The sequence below is a fragment of the Flavobacterium sp. genome, from assembly GCF_035299005.1.
Taxonomy (GTDB): Bacteria; Bacteroidota; Bacteroidia; order Flavobacteriales; family Flavobacteriaceae; genus Flavobacterium.
Map to the genome: position 1 here is coordinate 470052 of NZ_DATGXL010000014.1, position 17791 is coordinate 487842.

The window sequence follows — 17791 nt, forward strand, 5'->3', positions numbered from 1 at the left end:
ATAACATACATTTTATGAAAATTAAGCATTCAATCGCCCTATTTATTGTGATTTTATCAATAAGCAATGCTTTTGCTCAAGATAAAAAATTTAAAGTGCATACAGTGGCATTTTACAATTTTGAAAATTTATTTGACACTATAAATGATCCTGATACTTATGATGAAGAATATACACCTGCTGAAGGATGGACTTCAAAAAATTATAAGAAAAAACTTGACAATTTAAGTAGAGTGCTCATTGAACTAGGCACAAGTGAAAGTCAAAAAAATTCTCCAGTTATTATTGGTGCTTGTGAAATTGAAAACAGAAGAGTTTTGGAAGATTTAACAAAACATCCTACACTTATCAATAAAGGATACAAAGTTGTACATTTTGATTCTCCAGATAAACGTGGTATCGACGTAGGGTTTTTGTACCAAGAGAAACATTTTCAACCTACAAGTTACATAAACGTTCCTTTGTATGTTTATGAATCAGAATCGACTTCTGATAAAAAAGACAAAAAAGAAGAGGAAGAAACAGAAGAAAATGTAAACTACGATAAAAAAACAAAGCGTATTTATACGCGTGACCAACTTTTAGTAACAGGTTTATTAGATGGTGAAGAAATCAATATAATTGTAAATCACTGGCCATCTCGTTCTGGAGGAGAGAAAAAAAGTAGTCCATACAGAGAAGCCGCTGGTAGATTAAACAGAAAAATTATGGATTCTATCATTAAAATCAATCCTAATGCTAAAATCATTACAATGGGAGATTTAAATGATGGTTCTTATAACAAAAGTGTTAAACAAGGAATTGGTGCGAAACTTAAAAAAGAAGAATTAAAAAAACCTGCAGATATTTTTAATCCATTTGAACAAATGGCAAAAGATGGTCATGCAACCTTATTTTACAGAGATTCTGGTGATATTTTTGACCAAATCATGGTAAGCGAAGAGTTTATTCCTAAAGACAAAAACGACTATTCAACATTCAAATATTGGAAAGCAGGAATTTACAACAAACCTTTCTTGATTCAGAAAACAGGACAATACAAAGGGTATCCGTTGCGTAATCAAAATGGTGTTCCAGGATTTTCAGACCACTTCCCAGTCTATATTTATTTAGTACAAGAAGTAAAATAAAATATTTTATAAAGTTAAAAAGAGGTTAGTTTGTAATATAATTGCAGCTAACCTTTTTCTTTTTCTGTAACTTTACATTTTAATAATTTAAAAATGGGAATAACAAAACCGTTCAACTTGCAAAAGTGGATTAGAGAAAATAAGGAGTTACTTCAACCACCTGTAAGTAACAAAAACTTATATGTAGAATCTGACGATTATATCGTAATGATTGTAGGTGGACCAAATGCCCGAAAAGACTACCACTATAACGAAACGGAAGAATTATTTTATCAGTTAAAAGGTGAAATTACTGTTTATATTCAAGAAGAAGGGCAAAAGAAAGCCATGAAACTTTCGGAAGGCGACATGTATTTGCACCCTGCGAAAGTGCCACATTCACCAGCAAGAACAGAAAGTTCTGTAGGTTTGGTAATTGAAAGAAAACGCGCCGGAAAAGGATTCAACGATGGCTTGCTTTGGTTTTGCGACAACTGCAATCATAAATTACATGAAGTCTATTTCGAATTACACAATATTGAAAAAGATTTTCTACCACATTTCCAAGATTTTTATAATTCAGAAGAAAAAAGAACGTGCAAAAATTGTGGAACCGTAATGGAAACAAATCCTAAGTTCACAATTAAGAAATAATCGCTACGTAACATAAGCAACATTCTATTTAAAATATATTTTTTACATTTGTGAAAATTTAACAAAAACCGAATAAAAAGTTATAAAATGATATCTGAAGCAGCAATTCAATTTGGTATGCAAGAAGCTTTGCAACAATTAGGCATTAAAGAAATTAACGAAGGAACATCAACAGGTTCTAAGTGGTTTTCTAACGGAAAAATCATCGAATCATACTCACCAGCAACAGGAGATTTGATTGGAAAAGTAAAATCTTCAACAAAAGAAGATTACGAAACAGCTATGAGTGCTGCAGAAGAAGCTTTTAAAACATGGCGTTTAGTTCCAGCTCCAAAAAGAGGAGAAATTGTTCGTCAAATGGGAGAAGAATTACGTAAACACAAAGAAGCATTAGGAAAATTAGTGTCTTTTGAAATGGGTAAATCATATCAAGAAGGTCTTGGAGAAGTTCAAGAAATGATTGACATCTGTGATTTTGCAGTAGGTTTATCTCGTCAATTACATGGTTTAACGATGCATTCAGAACGTCCAATGCACAGAATGTATGAGCAATGGCATCCGTTTGGAATTGTTGGCATCATTTCGGCTTTCAATTTCCCAGTAGCGGTTTGGTCTTGGAATACTATGTTAGCATGGATTTGTGGTGATGTTTGTATTTGGAAACCAAGTTCAAAAACGCCTTTATGTGGTGTAGCGTGTCAAAACATTATTCAAACTGTATTAGAAAGAAACAATTTACCAGAAGGAATCAGCTGTTTAGTAGTTGGTAACGAATCGGGAGATTTAATCAATAACGACAAGCGTATTCCATTAGTATCGTTTACAGGTTCTACAAGAATTGGTCGTCACGTATCAAAAACGGTTGCGGAACGTTTTGGAAACACTATCTTAGAATTAGGTGGAAACAACGCGATTATTGTTTCTCAAGAAGCAGATTTGTCAATGGTATTGGTAGGAGCGGTTTTTGGAGCGGTAGGAACAGCAGGTCAACGTTGTACTTCAACTCGTAGATTAATTGTTCACGAAAGTGTTTATGATAAAACATTAGACGTTTTAGCAAAAGCTTATGCACAGTTAAAAATTGGAAATCCATTAGACGCTAACAATCACGTGGGTCCACTTATCGATAAAGGTGCGGTGCAAGATTACTTAAACGCTATCGAAAAAGCAAAAGCAGAAGGCGGAAGAGTTATCGTAGAAGGTGGTGTTTTAGAAGGAAAAGGATACGAAAGTGGTTGTTATGTAAAACCATGTATTATTGAAGCGAAAAACGAGTTCGAAATCGTACAACACGAAACTTTCGCACCTGTTTTATACGTAATGAAATATAGCACAATTGAAGAAGCTATCGAAATGCAAAATGCAGTTCCTCAAGGATTATCTTCTTCTATCTTTACCAACAACATGAGAGAAATGGAATTATTCCTTTCTGCTGCTGGGTCTGATTGTGGTATTGCTAACGTAAACATTGGAACTTCTGGTGCTGAAATTGGTGGTGCTTTTGGTGGTGAAAAAGAAACAGGTGGTGGCCGTGAATCAGGTTCTGATGCATGGAAAGCCTACATGAGAAGACAAACGAATACGATTAACTACGGAACAGCTTTACCATTAGCGCAAGGTATTAAGTTTGATTTTTAAATAAGTGATTAGTGAAAAGTAATTAGTTGCTTTTTGGATATAAAAAAACCCTGCAAATTTGATTTGCAGGGTTTTTTGTTGTCGTATCGCACATTAAAAATTACTTCGTTTTCTTCACGTATTGTGTTAAAATATAAATGTTTTGGTTTTCCACTCTTCCTTCAATAAGGTTTGCGTCGTCCCAAACTAATTTTATGTTGTGCACGGCTGCTCCACGTTTTGCAGTAAAAGTAGCGCCTTTAACATCTAAATCTTTAATCAACACTACTGAGTCGCCATCTTGTAAAATAGCGCCGTTACTGTCTTTATGTACAATTTTATTTTCGTCTTCTTCTTCGCCTTCACCGGTTGCTTTTGCCCATTCTAACGCCTCTTCATCTAAGTACATCATGTCAAGCAAATCAGTGTTTTTTAAACGCGCTAGCATGCGCCAAGATAAAATTTGAACTGGTAAATGCTCACTCCACATACTTTCAGATAATCCTCTCCAGTCTTTTTCGTCTGTAGTTTCAGGGTTTTCAATTTGGTCTTTCAAGTGTTTTGCAATTAAAACGCTATTTTCAACCGTTCTTTCATTTGTTGGTGGCAATACATAAACAACTAAGTCATGCTCAGTACCACTAATTTCGCAAACTGAACCACTACGGTCTTTCAGTTTTCTTTCTATTACACTCATTTTGAATGGATTTTACTTAATACAATAATTTGGGACAAAGGTATAAATTGTAATAGAATAGCATAAAAAAAAGCAACTTTTTTGACGAGTTGCTTTAAAATATTATTCAAAAATGGGTTACAAATTAAAAGAAGCACCAATAGTTAATACAAATTGATTGTTGTAATGCTCAAATCCATTTACATCAGAATCATATCTTGCTAATGGCGTAAAAGCTTCCGTGTATAAACCAAATCCTTCTGTAAAGAAATAACGAACACCTAAGTGTGCCCCAAAATTTCTAGTTCCTAAATCTAATCCAGGATAAATATCCATTTTTGGGTTTAATCCAATAACACTTCCAATATTCGCATTAAAACGCGCCTTGATGTCGGCTCTGTCTTCAAAACGTGCTTTTTCGCCAGCAATCTTGTCGGCATTTAATAAATAAGTAGCCACAAAACCATAGGACATATTTTCACCTAAACCAAAGTCAACCGTTGAGGTAATCCCAGTTCCACCATCTTGAAAATTAGCGCCTACTTGAAATTTAATATCACCTTTCCCTTTAAAAGCTTGAGCGTTTGAAATTTGAATAGCGGTAAATAGCGTAATTATTAATAAAATCTTTTTCATTATTCTGTAGGTTTAATTAAGGCACAAATATAAGACTATTTTAGTTTCTACCTTTTTCGGCAGGATATAAATCGGGAAGCGGATCACTTTGCCAAAATTCTTTGGTGTCAACATTCATAATAGTAAGTTTTCCTTTAAAAGCCGCTCCAGTATCTATATTCCAAACCGAGGCTCGGTTAACGGGAACAGATTCATTGATTTTAGTGACAGGTGTGTGGCCAATAAAAATTTCAGCGTATATTTTTAAACGATTTGGATAAGTTATCGCCTCTTTTGATAAGGTAGTATCTAGTGCCAATGCGGTTTCCCAAAGTGTTCTATCCCAATAGTATAAAGGTTTAAAGTATTCAAATTCTACTCCTTTCACATTAGTAAACCCAGCGTGAATAAACAGCCTGTTTTCCCCATCAATGTAGTAATCTTGTAATGATTTTAAGAATTCGACATGTTTGTTTTTGGTGGATTCATCAATATTTTCATAAGATTTTACAGTAGCAGCTCCACCATGAATAAACCACATTTGTTCATCAAAATTTTCGGTATTTCCTGTTAGCCAATCAAGTAATAAAGCATCATGATTTCCACGAATAAAAACACACGGTTGACGTTTCTGAATTTCGATTAAAAAATCTAAAACAGCAGGAGATTCGCTCCAACCATCTACAAAATCACCCAAAAATATTAACCTATCATTTGCGTTAACACCTAATTTTTCAAGTATTTGCAAGAGTGCTTTGAGCCCTCCATGAATATCTCCAACAACAAAATTTCTCATATAAAACATTGAAAATGAGTACTAAAACTTTAACAAAATATACAGAAAATCTGTAAAATGGTTTCAAAAAGTAGCTCTATTTTTGAATACCAAAAATAGAGAATTAAACAAATTATTTAACAAAAAACAATTAACAAACACTTAAAAATTAATCATTATGAAAAACACAATCAAATTATTCGGATTATTATTAGTAAGCATTTCTATTTTTTCATGTACTACAGATGAATATGATGCAGAACTTGAAAAAAACGCTAATGTAATAGAAAATACTCAAAGCGAATTAGCAAGAGAAGGTGAAGGCGATGCAGAAAACATACAAACTGCTCAAACTACGTCGACAAATGCAGATGGAACGCCAATTCTAGTAACAAAAAAAGATTAATTAATTTAATAAGTATAAAAATGAAAACAGTATCATTATTAATAGTAAGCTCTTTGTTTTTGTCTAATATGCCAAAAGTTAAAGAAGAAGATTCAATCAATAAAGTGTTGAGATATAAAATAGAAAACACACAAATTTTAGAAACAGAAAACACAATAAATTCTAGAATGCCTATAATAATTGTAAAAAGAGATTAATTATTATCTTTAAGCATTAAATTTGTTTAAAAGTAAAATTTTAATTGAAACAGATAATAGTTTTATTTAGCTTCATTATTCTCGTTGGATGTAATTCTAACGAGAGCAAACCTGTTATTCAAAAGAAATTAGATCTATTTTTTGAAAATAGTTCTAATGTGAATTTAGACAAAGAGGTTCGAATGAAATTTATTGATTCTGCAAAAGCAATTATTGAAAACACCACTAATCAAGACTCTTTGAAGATTAAAAATTATTTTAAAGTTGCTAATCGATATTTTATCTTGCTAGAGTATGAAAAATATAGAGAAACAACCAATAAAATATTAGATATTTCTAAATCAAATAATGATTCAATTAACATTGCTAAAGCAGAATATTATTTAGGAGATTACTATTTTTCTACATCCAAAAATGACAGTGCTTATTTTTATTATTTAGAAGCTGAAAAGAGATATAAAAAGATTCAAGATAAAGAAAATCTTGCTAATACAATTTTGCACAAAGCCTATGTTTTATTATATGAAAAGGATTTTATGGGAAGTGAAACAGAGACTATTAAAGTCCTGAATATTGCAAAAGAGATCAATGATAATATCTTAATATATAATTGTTTTGTTAATTTAGGAAGCTCATTGTCGGGCTTAGGAAATTATGAAAAGGCTTTAGAATACCATCAAAAATCGTTACTTCAAATAAAAGAGGTTGAAGATGAAAATTATAAACCATTACTACAGGCTCAAACTTTAAATAATATTGGATTTGTTTATCTAAGTATTAATAAATACAAAGAAGCAAGCCAAATATTCGCTGAAGGTTTGAAAATTAGTAACATCAAGGAAATACAGCCAGTATTATACACATCCTTATTAGATAATTATGCGTATTCACAATTTAAAATCAATAATAAAGAAGGATTAAAAAATTTTAATAAAGCTTTAGAATTAAGAGATGAAATAGATGATGTTTATGGAAAAATAAATAGTAGAATTCACCTAACAGAGTTTTATTTATCTAAAAAAGACACGGCAAAAGCACTTTATTTTAATGATGAGGCAAATAAGTTAGCCAAAGTTTCAAAGTTTAACAAAGAAGTTCTAACAACTTTAGAGTTTTATACCAAATTGAAGCCTAAAGAAGGCCTTTTTTATGCAAAAGAATACATTAAACTAAACGATAGTTTACAAAGACAAGAAAGAGCAACTAGGAATAAATTGGCAAGAATTGAATTTGAAACGGACGAAATTATTGTAGAAAAAGAAGCTATTTCTAACCAACGAAAAATCATTTTGTTCTCATCTCTGCTTATTATTTTTTTCGGGGTTTTATTATACATTATTCTTTTTCAAAGAAGTAAGCAAAAAGAATTATTGTTTAATCAGGAACAACAAAAATCAAATGAGGAAATCTATACATTAATGTTAGATAAACAAGACGAGTTAGACGAAGCCCGAAAAGCAGAAAAAACAAGAATTTCTCAAGAATTGCACGACGGAATCATGAATAGATTGACAAGCACAAGACTTAATTTATTTGTACTAACTCGTAAAAGAGACGACGAAACTATTCAAAAATGTATTGAACATATAAATGCAATTCAAGATATTGAAAAAGAGGTGCGAGCAATAGCTCATGAGTTGAATAACGAAGCTTTTATGACCAAAGGAAACTTCAAAACGCTATTGGAAGAACTGCTGCACAACCAAAAGCAAACCTATGAAACGGAGTGTGATTGTGAAATGACCGAAGATGATGAAATTGAAAATATCAATGCGGTTGTAAAAATGCACGTTTATAGAATTATTCAAGAAGCGTTAAATAATATCAATAAATACGCTAAAGCAACAAAAATTACGTTAAGGATGGAAGTAGAAAAGCATAATTTGAAGTTGGTAATTATTGATGATGGCATAGGTTTTAATGTTAAAAAGGCAAAAAGTGGTATTGGTTTAAAAAACATGTATAGTAGAACTCAAGCAATTAACGGAAAACTTGAAATTTTTTCCGAAAAAAATAAAGGAACTACTATAAAATTAAAAGTCAAATTGTAAATTTGGTATTTATCAAACAAAAGTGAGCAAGAAAATAATACACATTTTAATGATTGATGATCATCCTTCTATGATAGAAGGATACAAAAGCATATTGTCTTTTAATGATTTTGATGTAGATATTAAAACAACGGCAGCTTATAATTGTGAATCGGCCTATAAAATAATTATGGAAACCGAAGATCGTTATACTTATGATTTTGCATTTGTAGATTTAAGCCTTCCTGCTTATCAAGAAAAACAAATCAATAGTGGCGAAGACTTGGCATTACTTATTAAACGCAGATTTCCAAGCTGTAAAATAGTGATTTTGACCTCGCATGCAGAGGCTTTTCTTTTAGACAAAATTATTAAAACTATTGACCCCAAAGGATTACTTGTAAAAAGCGATTTTACCGCAGACGAATTCTTATCAGCATTTGAACAAATGCTTAATAATCAAAAGTATATTAGTAAAACAGTGAAAGAAAATGTTTCCGAATTACATTCTCAAAACATTTTACTTGACGAATACAATAGAGAACTAATAATTCTACTTGGGAAAGGGATTAAGAGCAAAAATTTACCTAATTATATTAATCTGTCTATGAGCGCAATAGATAAAAGAAAAGCGCAAATAAAAGTCTACTTTAAAATTGAAAAAGGAGGAACAGACGAAGATATCATTAGGGAAGCTAAAAGGCACGGATTGATTTAGTTAGCTGTAAAAGCAGCAAAAACTTTAACAAAATGTACAGAAAATCTGTAATGCCGTTATAAATACATTATATAACTTTACACATTATCTATTTATAGAAAAAAAATAGAATGAAGTTATATACAAAAATAGTTATCGGCCTTTTAATCCTTAGTTTAATTTGGATTTATGCAGTTGTGGATTTAACGTATTATACACTTTTTCAAGAGAAAACGCACTTTTTTAATTTTCTAGACTATGGTCTTCAGTTTAGATTGGTTTATGTAATGGGGGTGTTTCTTCTAGTAGCTTATCTTATGTTAATTCTAATAAGAAAGAGCAAAAAAATATATTAATCATATTTCATCTTTCTTAAAATTCGCATAACTTCCTTAAAAGACAAATAAACCAAAGGATTTTCAAATGCTTTCATATATGATTTGGCATCAATCAGTTTTTGTTTGGCGTCTTCAAAGCCGTTCAAATAACAAATCATAAAAGTGTGTGGCACATTTATTAAATCTTTTTTTTCAGAAGGTTGTAACACCACACCTTTTTGAAGTTTAACTAAAATAGCATTGTTCGCATTATAGATGTGGTGCAACATTTTTTTATTGTATTGTGGTGGTTCAAACAATAATTGCGTGTCTATTTTGTAGTATCCGTTGTCAAAAAAACGAATAGATACCTTTTCCAACGGATAAAAACTAGTTTTATCATTTAACCCTAAGCAAACATATTCGGTAATTGAAAACGAATCTTCATCATAAGCAATACTCACTTCGTCCAAAGCCGAATAAAACAACTTAACTTGCTCATTCACCAATTCAATATCTACACGTGAATAATATATTTTATCGCGCACTTTTTTCTTGTTACCTGCCCAACAAACCACAAAAAGTTCTTTAAAAACCTTGTAATTTGATTCTAAATCTTTGTGTCTGTTATTTATAAAATCTAAAACACTTTCTAAGGTATAAGAAATGCTATTTCGAGAATTGTTCTCTAAACTAATTACGGTTTCAATATTTTGCTTTGAATAAGGAATTTTTTCAGTAGTTGGAGAAGTATTGCTACCTCGTCTAATAAAAGTACTATTGGCAACTATTGTGTGAATTCCTTTTTTGAAATACGAAGTTTTGGCCTTTGGTTTAATTGTAACCAATCCTACAACTTTATCTTTGGGTAAACTCGGAAAAGGTACATTCTCATATTGAATTTTAGGTGGATTTTCTAAAAAAGCATTGACCAAATTTTGAATCCGACTATCATCAAAAAAGTCATCACCTACAATTTCATTAGTTGCATCTTCAACTCCAACTACGATATAAGAATTGTTGCTTGGATTTGAATTGGAAAGTGCACAAATGTGTTTTAAAAACTTAGCTTTTCCTTCTTTTGTATGTAAATTTAATTGACGTTTTTTATCATAAAAACTATTCTCATCATTGTGAGCTAATAAGTTTTTGATAAGAAGACGTTTGTTAATCATTTTTACAGTGTTCAGTATTCAGTGTTCCGTGATTAGTTACTGCTAACTAAAAACTGAACACTGATAACTTTTTTAAGGCACTTTATTTCCCATACTTTCTGTCCAAATTGCAAACCAATCTTGCGAGTCTAAAATCAATGATTTTGCTTTCATTAATTGTTGAATACGGCTCACATTAATGGTTCCAGCTATTGGTAAAATATTTGCTGGATGTTGTATAATCCAAGCCAGTAGAATTAAATCAGAACCGACATGATATTTATCTACTAATTTTGAAAAAAGTAATTTTAAGCGTTGTGTTTGTTCGGTGTTTTCTCTAAAAACTACGCCTAATGGATTCCAAGCCATAGGAGTTATTTTATGCAATTGCATATAATCTAAACTTCCATCCAACATAGCCTCATGGTTGGTAGCCGAAAATTGAATTTGATTAAAAGAAACTTCTGTTTTTTGACGTAATAATTCAGTTTGAAAAGGCGTAAAATTTGAAACACCAAAAGAAATAATTTTTCCATCAGATTTTAATTTCTCTACAGCTTCGGCAACCTCATCAGCTTGTAGTAATGGGCTTGGTCTGTGTAATAAAAACACATCTAAATAATCTGTTTGCAGATTTTTTAACGAATTTTCAGCAGACCAAATTATATATTCCTTGGAATAATTATAATGCTTAATTACATTTTTAGGACGATTTTCAGAAACATATTGAATTCCACATTTTGAAATTAATTGTACTTTTTTTCGATCTATTTTTGAATTTGCCCATGCTTTTCCAAACGCAGCTTCTGTTGTATAGCCACCATAAATGTCAGCATGATCAAAAGAAGTGATTCCATTTTCAAAAAACAGATTAATTAAGTGGTTCATTTCGTTAGTGTTGAGGTTTTTATCCCAAATTCCCCAATTCATAACTCCCGCAATTATAGGTGATAGTTTTACTGACATAATGTTTGTTATTTTCAAATTTTTCTTAAAATTATAAAATAGAATCATAAAACACTCACAAATCCTACTTTTTTTATTGTTTTTTAACGCTATATTAACAACTAAAAAGTAAAAAAAATTACAATTTGCGGTGTTAAAAAATGTTGTTAATTTCACAGCACCAAATTAAACCTTAAAATGGAAGAAAATACATCGACGTTAGACATTAGAGCAATCAATGAAAAGATAGAAAGAGAAAGTGCTTTTATCGACTTACTTACCATGGAAATGAACAAAGTAATTGTGGGTCAAAAACACATGGTAGAACGGTTACTTATTGGGTTATTAGGACAAGGACACATTTTACTGGAAGGTGTTCCTGGATTAGCAAAAACCTTAGCAATTAATACGCTCTCGCAAGCGGTTCATGGTTCGTTTAGTAGAATTCAGTTTACACCGGATTTATTACCAGCCGATGTGGTTGGAACCATGATTTACAACATAAAACAAAATGATTTCACCATTAGAAAAGGGCCTATTTTCGCCAACTTCGTTTTGGCCGATGAGATTAATCGTGCCCCAGCAAAAGTGCAATCCGCTCTGTTAGAAGCAATGCAAGAAAAACAAGTTACAATTGGCGATGAAACGTTCAAATTAGACAAACCTTTCTTAGTAATGGCTACTCAAAATCCAGTTGATCAAGAGGGAACATATCCATTACCAGAAGCACAAGTGGATCGTTTTATGCTAAAAGCAGTTATTGATTATCCAAAAATGGAAGACGAGCGTTTGGTAATTCGTCAAAACTTAAAAGGTGCTTATGAGAAAGTAAACCAAGTGGTTTCTTTAGAGCAAATTTTAAGAGCGCAAGAAGCAGTTCGTGAAGTCTATATGGATGAAAAAATCGAAAAATATATATTAGATATTGTCTTTGCAACACGTTATCCAGAAAAATATAAATTAGAAAGTTTAAAACCATTAATTAGTTTTGGAGCTTCACCTCGTGGAAGTATCAACTTAGCAACAGCTGCTAAATGTTATGCTTTCATCAAACGCAGAGGTTATGTAATTCCAGAAGACGTTCGCGCTGTTGTGTACGATGTATTGCGTCACAGAATCGGAATCACATACGAAGCGGAAGCAGAAAATGTAACCACAGAAGACATTATCAGTAAAATAGTAAACGAAATTGAAGTGCCTTAATTTAGTTATCAGTGTTCAGTCTCAGTTTTCAGATAATACTGTTTTAATACTGCGACTGTCAACTGCGACTGCCAACTAATAAAAATGGATACCAAAGAAATTCTAAAAAAAGTTCGAAAAATTGAAATCAAAACCCGAAGATTGAGCGATCACATCTTTTCGGGTGAATATCATACGTCTTTTAAGGGACGCGGAATGACGTTTTCAGAAGTGCGACAATACCAATATGGAGACGACGTAAGAGCTATCGATTGGAATGTAACTGCTCGCTATAACGAACCTTTTGTAAAAGTGTTTGAAGAAGAACGTGAATTAACCATGATGTTAATTGTGGATATTTCGGGTTCGGAAAGTTTTGGTACAAAAAATCAACAAAAACGTGATATGGTTACCGAAATTGCTGCTACATTGGCTTTTTCAGCAACTCAAAACAACGATAAAATCGGATTACTTTTGTTTTCAGACCAAATCGAGTTGTTTATTCCTCCAAAAAAAGGAAAATCGCACGTTTTACGAATCATTCGTGAATTAATAGAGTTTGAACCAAAAAGCAAGAAAACCGATTTATCACAAGCGTTGAAATATTTATCAAGCGTTTTGAAAAAGAAAGCAATTGTATTTTTGATTTCCGATTTTATGACAAAAGATTACGAACACACGCTAAAAATTGCTTCAAAGCGACATGATGTAACCGGAATTCGTGTTTTTGATCAAAGAGAAGAAAGCATTCCAAATATTGGAATTGTAAACATGTTAGATGCTGAAACAGGTGAAACTTTATTAGTGGATACCAATTCAAAAGCGGTTCGACAAAATTATGAAAAGTACTATCGAGAAAACGTAACGTATTTTAGAGAGATATTTTCAAAATGTGGTGCGGGAACCATAAGTTCAAGAGTAGATGAAAGCTATGTAACCAAGTTATTAGGTTATTTTAAAGCACGTAATTAAGAAAAATGAAAAAGAAAATTTATTTATATATTATTATGCTTTTTGGGTTTTTTGGATTTTCTCAAAAAATCACAACCTCTATTGATTCTTCACAAATTAAAATTGGTTCACAGTTCAATTTAACTATTAAAGCTTCTGTAAATGCAAAGGATAAAGTAGTTTTTCCAGAAGGAAAGTTTTTTGGAGCACTAGAAATTTTAGAATCGTATCCAATTGATACTATAAAAAATAATTCGCAATATGAGTTAATTAAAAAGTATGGATTAACACAGTTTGATTCTGGAAAATATTTGATTCCGAAATTATTAGTAAAAATTAATAATAAACCATTTCGAACCGATTCACTATCTATTGTGGTAAACAACGTAAAAGTCGACACCACAAAACAGCAAATGTATGACATCAAAGACATTATTGCTACCGAAGAAGAACCAAGCAGCGAATGGTGGAAATTGTTGGTTTTATTAGCTTTGATAATTGCTTCAGGTTTTGCATCTTACTTCATTATTAAAAAACTACAAAAAGGTAAAGTAAAAGAAGAAGAGTTTTTTGCATCACCTATTGAAAAAGCGATTGCCTATCTTCAAAATTTAGATAAAAAACAGTTGATTCAAAAAGGCGATGTAAAAGAATATTATTCTGAAATGACTGATATTGCTAGAACTTATATTGAAGAATCAATTCATATTCCAGCGATGGAAAGCACATCGAGCGAGTTGTTGGATTCGTTAAAAAAGGCAATTTCAGAGAAGAAAATGTTCGTAAATCGTGAAGAATTGGACAAATTTCGTCAGGTTTTAGAAAATGCTGATTTAGTAAAATTTGCCAAATCAAAACCATTACAATTTGAAATTGAAAAAGATAAAAGCATCATTGATAAATTCTTGTTAATAGTAGACAAAGCGTTACCAAGAACCGAAGAACAAGCCGAAGCACTCTTTGCAGAGGAAGTTCGTCGTAAAGAATTGAAAAAACAAAAATTCATACGAACAGCTGTTTCAGTTGGAATTGCAGTTGTTTTATTTGTGATTTCGGTCGGAATTTTTGCGTATACTTTTGGTTTAGATTATTTAAAAGATAATTATATTGGACACACAACCGAAGAATTATTAGAAAAAGAATGGGTGACTTCAGAATATGGTGAACCAGCAATTATAATTGAAACGCCAAAGGTTTTGAAACGAAATAATGACGAAAAAATTCAAAACAACCTTCCAGAAAACATAAAATCAAATAATCGATTTGTGTATGGAAGTTTGATTGATAATTTTTCAATTGTTTTGATTACGACAGCTTTTAAAGACACTACTAAATTAGATTTGGAAGTTGCTTTGGACACTGATTTAAAAGAATTAGAACGATTAGGCGCAAAAAACATCATCGTAAAAACAGCTGATTTTGAAAATGTAAAAGGATTATCAGGTAAAAAAGCCTACGGAAGTTTTACCGCTTTTAATGAAATTACGAAAGAAGATCAAAAAATGAGCTACGAAATAGTAGTTTTTGCTCAAGCTGGTGGCGCACAAGAATTTTTCTTAATTTATAAGGAAGATGATGAGCATGCAAAACAAATTATTGAGAAAATCCAAAATTCTATTGAACTAAGAAAAGCAAAAAAATAATGGGAAAAGTATCTTTTTTAAATCCAGAATTTTTGTGGCTGTTTTTGGTTTTACCAATAGCAATTGCTTGGTTGTTTTATAAACGTAATCAGCTTTCGGCAACGTTGAAAATGAGTTCGGTTGCACCATTTAAAAAGCATAGAACTTTCTTAGCAAAAGCCAAACCATTTTTGTACATTTTACGATTAATCGCATTGAGTTCAATCATCATTGCATTGGCACGACCAAGAAGCGTTGATGTAACTTCAAAATCAAAAATCACCAAAGGAATAGACATCGTAATGGCAATTGACGTGTCGAGTAGTATGTTGGCAAATGATTTAAAACCAAACCGTTTAGAAGCCTTAAAAAAAGTAGCCTCAACCTTTGTACAAGATAGGGTGAATGACAGAATCGGTTTAGTAGTTTATGCTGGCGAAAGCTATACCAGAACACCTGTAACTTCAGATAAAACCATTATTTTACAATCATTAAAAACTGTTGAATATGACGATTCGATTATTGAAGACGGAACAGGAATTGGCGTTGGTTTAGCCACAGCAATTAATAGAATTAAAGATAGTAAGGCAAAAAGCAGAATTATTATTTTACTAACAGATGGTGTTAACAATTCTGGAACGATTGATCCTAGAACTGCTGCCGAAATCGCAAAAGAATACGGAATAAAAGTGTACACAATCGGAATTGGAACCAATGGAAAAGCAATGTTTCCTGTAGCAAAAGATGCCAATGGTAAATTAGTTTTTAGAATGATGCCCGTAGAAATTGATCAAAAATTAATGCAAGAAATTGCAAAAACAACAGATGCAAAATACTTTAGAGCTACATCAAATCAAAAATTACAAGCCATTTACGACGAAATTAATAAGTTAGAAACCACCGAAATTGACGAGAAAAAATTCTATAATTACGATGAAAAATATAAAATATTTGTACTAATTGCATTTGGTTTATTAGGAATTGAAACGTTGTTGAGAAATTCAGTTTTTAGAGGAATCGTTTAGAAAAAGAAAAAAATGTTTGAATTAGAAAGCCCAAAATATTTTTATTTAGCAACACTCATTCCAATTGTAGTGGCACTTTTTCTGTTCAATTTATTTTGGAAAAGAAAAAAGCAAGCCGCATTTGCAGATTTGGAATTGTTTAAAAAGTTAAGTCCCGAAAAATCAACGTTTAAACCGGTTTTAAAATTAGTGATTTTACTTTTGGCATTGGCTTGCGTGATAATTGCTTTGGTAAACCCAAAAATGGGAACCAAAATGGAAACTGTAAAACGTCAAGGAATCGACATTGTTTTTGCTATTGATATTTCGAAAAGTATGTTAGCTGAAGATGTGGCGCCAAATCGTTTAGAAAAAACTAAGCAATTAGTGTCGCAAATCATCAATCAATTCGGAAATGACCGCGTTGGGATTGTAGGCTATGCTGGAAGTGCATATCCAGTTTTACCGATGACAACCGATTATAGCATTGCAAAAATGTACTTGCAAAGCATGAATACAAACATGGTTTCTTCGCAAGGAACTGCTTTTAATGATGCAATTAAACTTTCGGTGGATTATTTTGACATTAAAGACACAAGCAAACTAATTATTTTGGTTTCCGATGGAGAAGATCATGGCGATGGAGCTGACGAAGCAATTGAAATGGCACAAGAAAAAGGCGTTCGTATTTTAACCATTGGTGTTGGTACAGAAAAAGGAGCTTTAATTCCTTTAAAAGACGATCGAGGAAATATTTCGTCCTATAAAAAAGATCAAAACGGAGAAAATGTCATCACAAAATTATATCCAGAAGTTTTACAAAATATTGCTAATAAAACCAAGTCAAAATACATTGTTGGAACTTCTACAAAAGAAGTAGTTGAAGAAGTAAAAAAAGCACTAGATAAAATAGAAAAATCAGAATTTGAATCACAACAAATTGCCGATTTTGAATCACAATATCAATGGTTTTTAGGGTTAGGTTTTTTATTACTCTTGGCAGATGTTTTTCTGTTGGAGAAAAAAACAAATTGGGTGCAAAAGCTGAATTTATTTAACGAGAAAAAGCATGAATAAGATAGTATACATAGTTGTTTTATTGATAAATGGTGTTCTTTTTAGTCAAGAAAAAGATAAAAACCTGTATAATGGGAATCAATCTTTTGTACAAAAAAATTACACCAATGCCGAAGCTGATTATCGTGTAACCGAATCAAAAAAATCACCTAAAAAAGCAGTCGCAGGATACAATTTAGGGAATAGTATTTACCGCCAAAATCAACATGGTGAAGCACAAATCAAATACATTCAAGCTTTGGAATCTGCCAAAACAAAAAAAGAAAAGCACCGTATTTATCATAATTTAGGCAATACCTTTATGTTAGATAAAAATTATGAAGCAGCTGCAGAAGCCTATAAAAATGCGCTGCGAAATAATCCACATGATGAAGAAACACGGTATAACTATGCTTTAGCCAAAAAGAAGAAAAAAGAAAATCCACCACCAAAGAACAATAAAAAAGATAACAAAGGCGGAGGCGGTCAAGATAATAAGCCACAACCAGAAAATAAAGACGGAAAAAATAATAAAGGGAACGATAAAAAAGATTCGGATAAAGAGAATCAGAAAAACCAAAATAAAGAAGGCGATAAGCAAAAAGACAAAGGCAACGGTGATAAAAAAGAAGATAAAAACGAATCGCCAAAACCAAGTGGTGCTGATAAGCAACGCATCGATAATATTTTAGATGCAGTAAACAACGCTGAAAAGAAAGTACAGGATAAAGTTAATGCTAAAAAGGTAAAGGCGCGTCCGGTTTCAAATGAAAAAGATTGGTAA

The 17791-nt window shown here is 31.7% G+C and carries 18 protein-coding genes; 13 read left to right on the forward strand and 5 right to left on the reverse strand.

Features of this window, described 5'->3' with window-relative positions:
• The first annotated feature begins 14 nt into the window (after positions 1-14).
• The 3 genes from VK164_RS11020 to VK164_RS11030 all read left to right on the forward strand — a co-directional run bounded on the left by VK164_RS11020 (position 15) and on the right by VK164_RS11030 (position 3401).
• Positions 15-1130, forward strand: coding sequence for an endonuclease/exonuclease/phosphatase family protein (locus VK164_RS11020; protein WP_324209393.1), 1116 nt, complete (start codon positions 15-17; stop codon positions 1128-1130).
• A gap of 93 nt (positions 1131-1223) precedes the next feature.
• Complete coding sequence (locus tag VK164_RS11025) at positions 1224-1763, forward strand: 3-hydroxyanthranilate 3,4-dioxygenase (RefSeq protein WP_324209394.1); 540 nt, start codon at positions 1224-1226, stop codon at positions 1761-1763.
• A gap of 87 nt (positions 1764-1850) precedes the next feature.
• Positions 1851-3401, forward strand: coding sequence for an aldehyde dehydrogenase family protein (locus tag VK164_RS11030; protein WP_414655549.1), 1551 nt, complete (start codon positions 1851-1853; stop codon positions 3399-3401).
• A gap of 100 nt (positions 3402-3501) precedes the next feature.
• Here the strand turns inward: VK164_RS11030 and VK164_RS11035 are convergent, their stop codons facing one another.
• From VK164_RS11035 to VK164_RS11045, 3 genes are all read right to left on the reverse strand, one after another.
• Complete coding sequence (locus tag VK164_RS11035; protein ID WP_324209395.1) at positions 3502-4077, reverse strand: PhnA domain-containing protein; 576 nt, start codon at positions 4075-4077, stop codon at positions 3502-3504.
• A 117-nt stretch (positions 4078-4194) separates the two neighbouring features.
• Positions 4195-4692, reverse strand: coding sequence for a DUF6646 family protein (locus tag VK164_RS11040; protein ID WP_324209396.1), 498 nt, complete (start codon positions 4690-4692; stop codon positions 4195-4197).
• Between the two features lie 40 nt (positions 4693-4732).
• Complete coding sequence (locus VK164_RS11045) at positions 4733-5467, reverse strand: metallophosphoesterase family protein (RefSeq protein WP_324209397.1); 735 nt, start codon at positions 5465-5467, stop codon at positions 4733-4735.
• A gap of 157 nt (positions 5468-5624) precedes the next feature.
• Here VK164_RS11045 and VK164_RS11050 point away from each other — a divergent pair, with 157 nt between their 5' ends.
• The 4 genes from VK164_RS11050 to VK164_RS11065 are packed head-to-tail and all read left to right on the forward strand — an operon-like array spanning position 5625 to position 8797.
• Positions 5625-5852 (forward strand): hypothetical protein, encoded by a 228-nt coding sequence (locus VK164_RS11050; protein WP_324209398.1) that lies wholly within the window; start codon positions 5625-5627, stop codon positions 5850-5852.
• Between the two features lie 20 nt (positions 5853-5872).
• Positions 5873-6049: a hypothetical protein gene (locus VK164_RS11055; RefSeq protein ID WP_324209399.1), complete on the forward strand. Its 177-nt coding sequence runs from the start codon at positions 5873-5875 to the stop codon at positions 6047-6049.
• A 44-nt stretch (positions 6050-6093) separates the two neighbouring features.
• Complete coding sequence (locus VK164_RS11060) at positions 6094-8100, forward strand: sensor histidine kinase (RefSeq protein WP_324209400.1); 2007 nt, start codon at positions 6094-6096, stop codon at positions 8098-8100.
• Between the two features lie 22 nt (positions 8101-8122).
• Positions 8123-8797 carry a response regulator gene (locus VK164_RS11065; RefSeq protein WP_324209401.1) on the forward strand — a complete coding sequence of 225 codons (675 nt, stop codon included), beginning with the start codon at positions 8123-8125 and terminating at the stop codon, positions 8795-8797.
• 331 nt (positions 8798-9128) lie between these two features.
• Here the strand turns inward: VK164_RS11065 and VK164_RS11070 are convergent, their stop codons facing one another.
• Together VK164_RS11070 and VK164_RS11075 are read right to left on the reverse strand one after the other, a co-directional pair.
• Complete coding sequence (locus VK164_RS11070; RefSeq protein ID WP_324209402.1) at positions 9129-10268, reverse strand: ATP-binding protein; 1140 nt, start codon at positions 10266-10268, stop codon at positions 9129-9131.
• Between the two features lie 72 nt (positions 10269-10340).
• The gene (locus tag VK164_RS11075; protein WP_324209403.1) at positions 10341-11213 is read right to left on the reverse strand and encodes an aldo/keto reductase; all 873 of its coding nucleotides are present in this window, start codon (positions 11211-11213) and stop codon (positions 10341-10343) included.
• A 177-nt stretch (positions 11214-11390) separates the two neighbouring features.
• On the opposite strand from VK164_RS11075, the gene VK164_RS11080 reads away from it, so the two are divergent.
• The 6 genes from VK164_RS11080 (at position 11391) to VK164_RS11105 (ending at position 17791) form a co-directional block, all read left to right on the forward strand.
• Positions 11391-12395, forward strand: coding sequence for an AAA family ATPase (locus VK164_RS11080; protein ID WP_166235512.1), 1005 nt, complete (start codon positions 11391-11393; stop codon positions 12393-12395).
• 84 nt (positions 12396-12479) lie between these two features.
• On the forward strand, positions 12480-13346 hold the full coding sequence (locus tag VK164_RS11085; protein ID WP_324209404.1) for a DUF58 domain-containing protein: 867 nt from the start codon (positions 12480-12482) through the stop codon (positions 13344-13346).
• Between the two features lie 5 nt (positions 13347-13351).
• Positions 13352-14968 carry a hypothetical protein gene (locus VK164_RS11090; RefSeq protein ID WP_324209405.1) on the forward strand — a complete coding sequence of 539 codons (1617 nt, stop codon included), beginning with the start codon at positions 13352-13354 and terminating at the stop codon, positions 14966-14968.
• The gene (locus VK164_RS11095; RefSeq protein ID WP_324209406.1) at positions 14968-15972 is read left to right on the forward strand and encodes a VWA domain-containing protein; all 1005 of its coding nucleotides are present in this window, start codon (positions 14968-14970) and stop codon (positions 15970-15972) included. The genes VK164_RS11090 and VK164_RS11095 overlap by 1 nt, the downstream gene beginning before the upstream one ends.
• A 12-nt stretch (positions 15973-15984) precedes the next feature.
• Positions 15985-17028 (forward strand): VWA domain-containing protein, encoded by a 1044-nt coding sequence (locus tag VK164_RS11100; protein ID WP_324209407.1) that lies wholly within the window; start codon positions 15985-15987, stop codon positions 17026-17028.
• Positions 17021-17791, forward strand: coding sequence for a tetratricopeptide repeat protein (locus tag VK164_RS11105; RefSeq protein WP_324209408.1), 771 nt, complete (start codon positions 17021-17023; stop codon positions 17789-17791). Before VK164_RS11100 ends, VK164_RS11105 begins: the two co-directional genes overlap by 8 nt.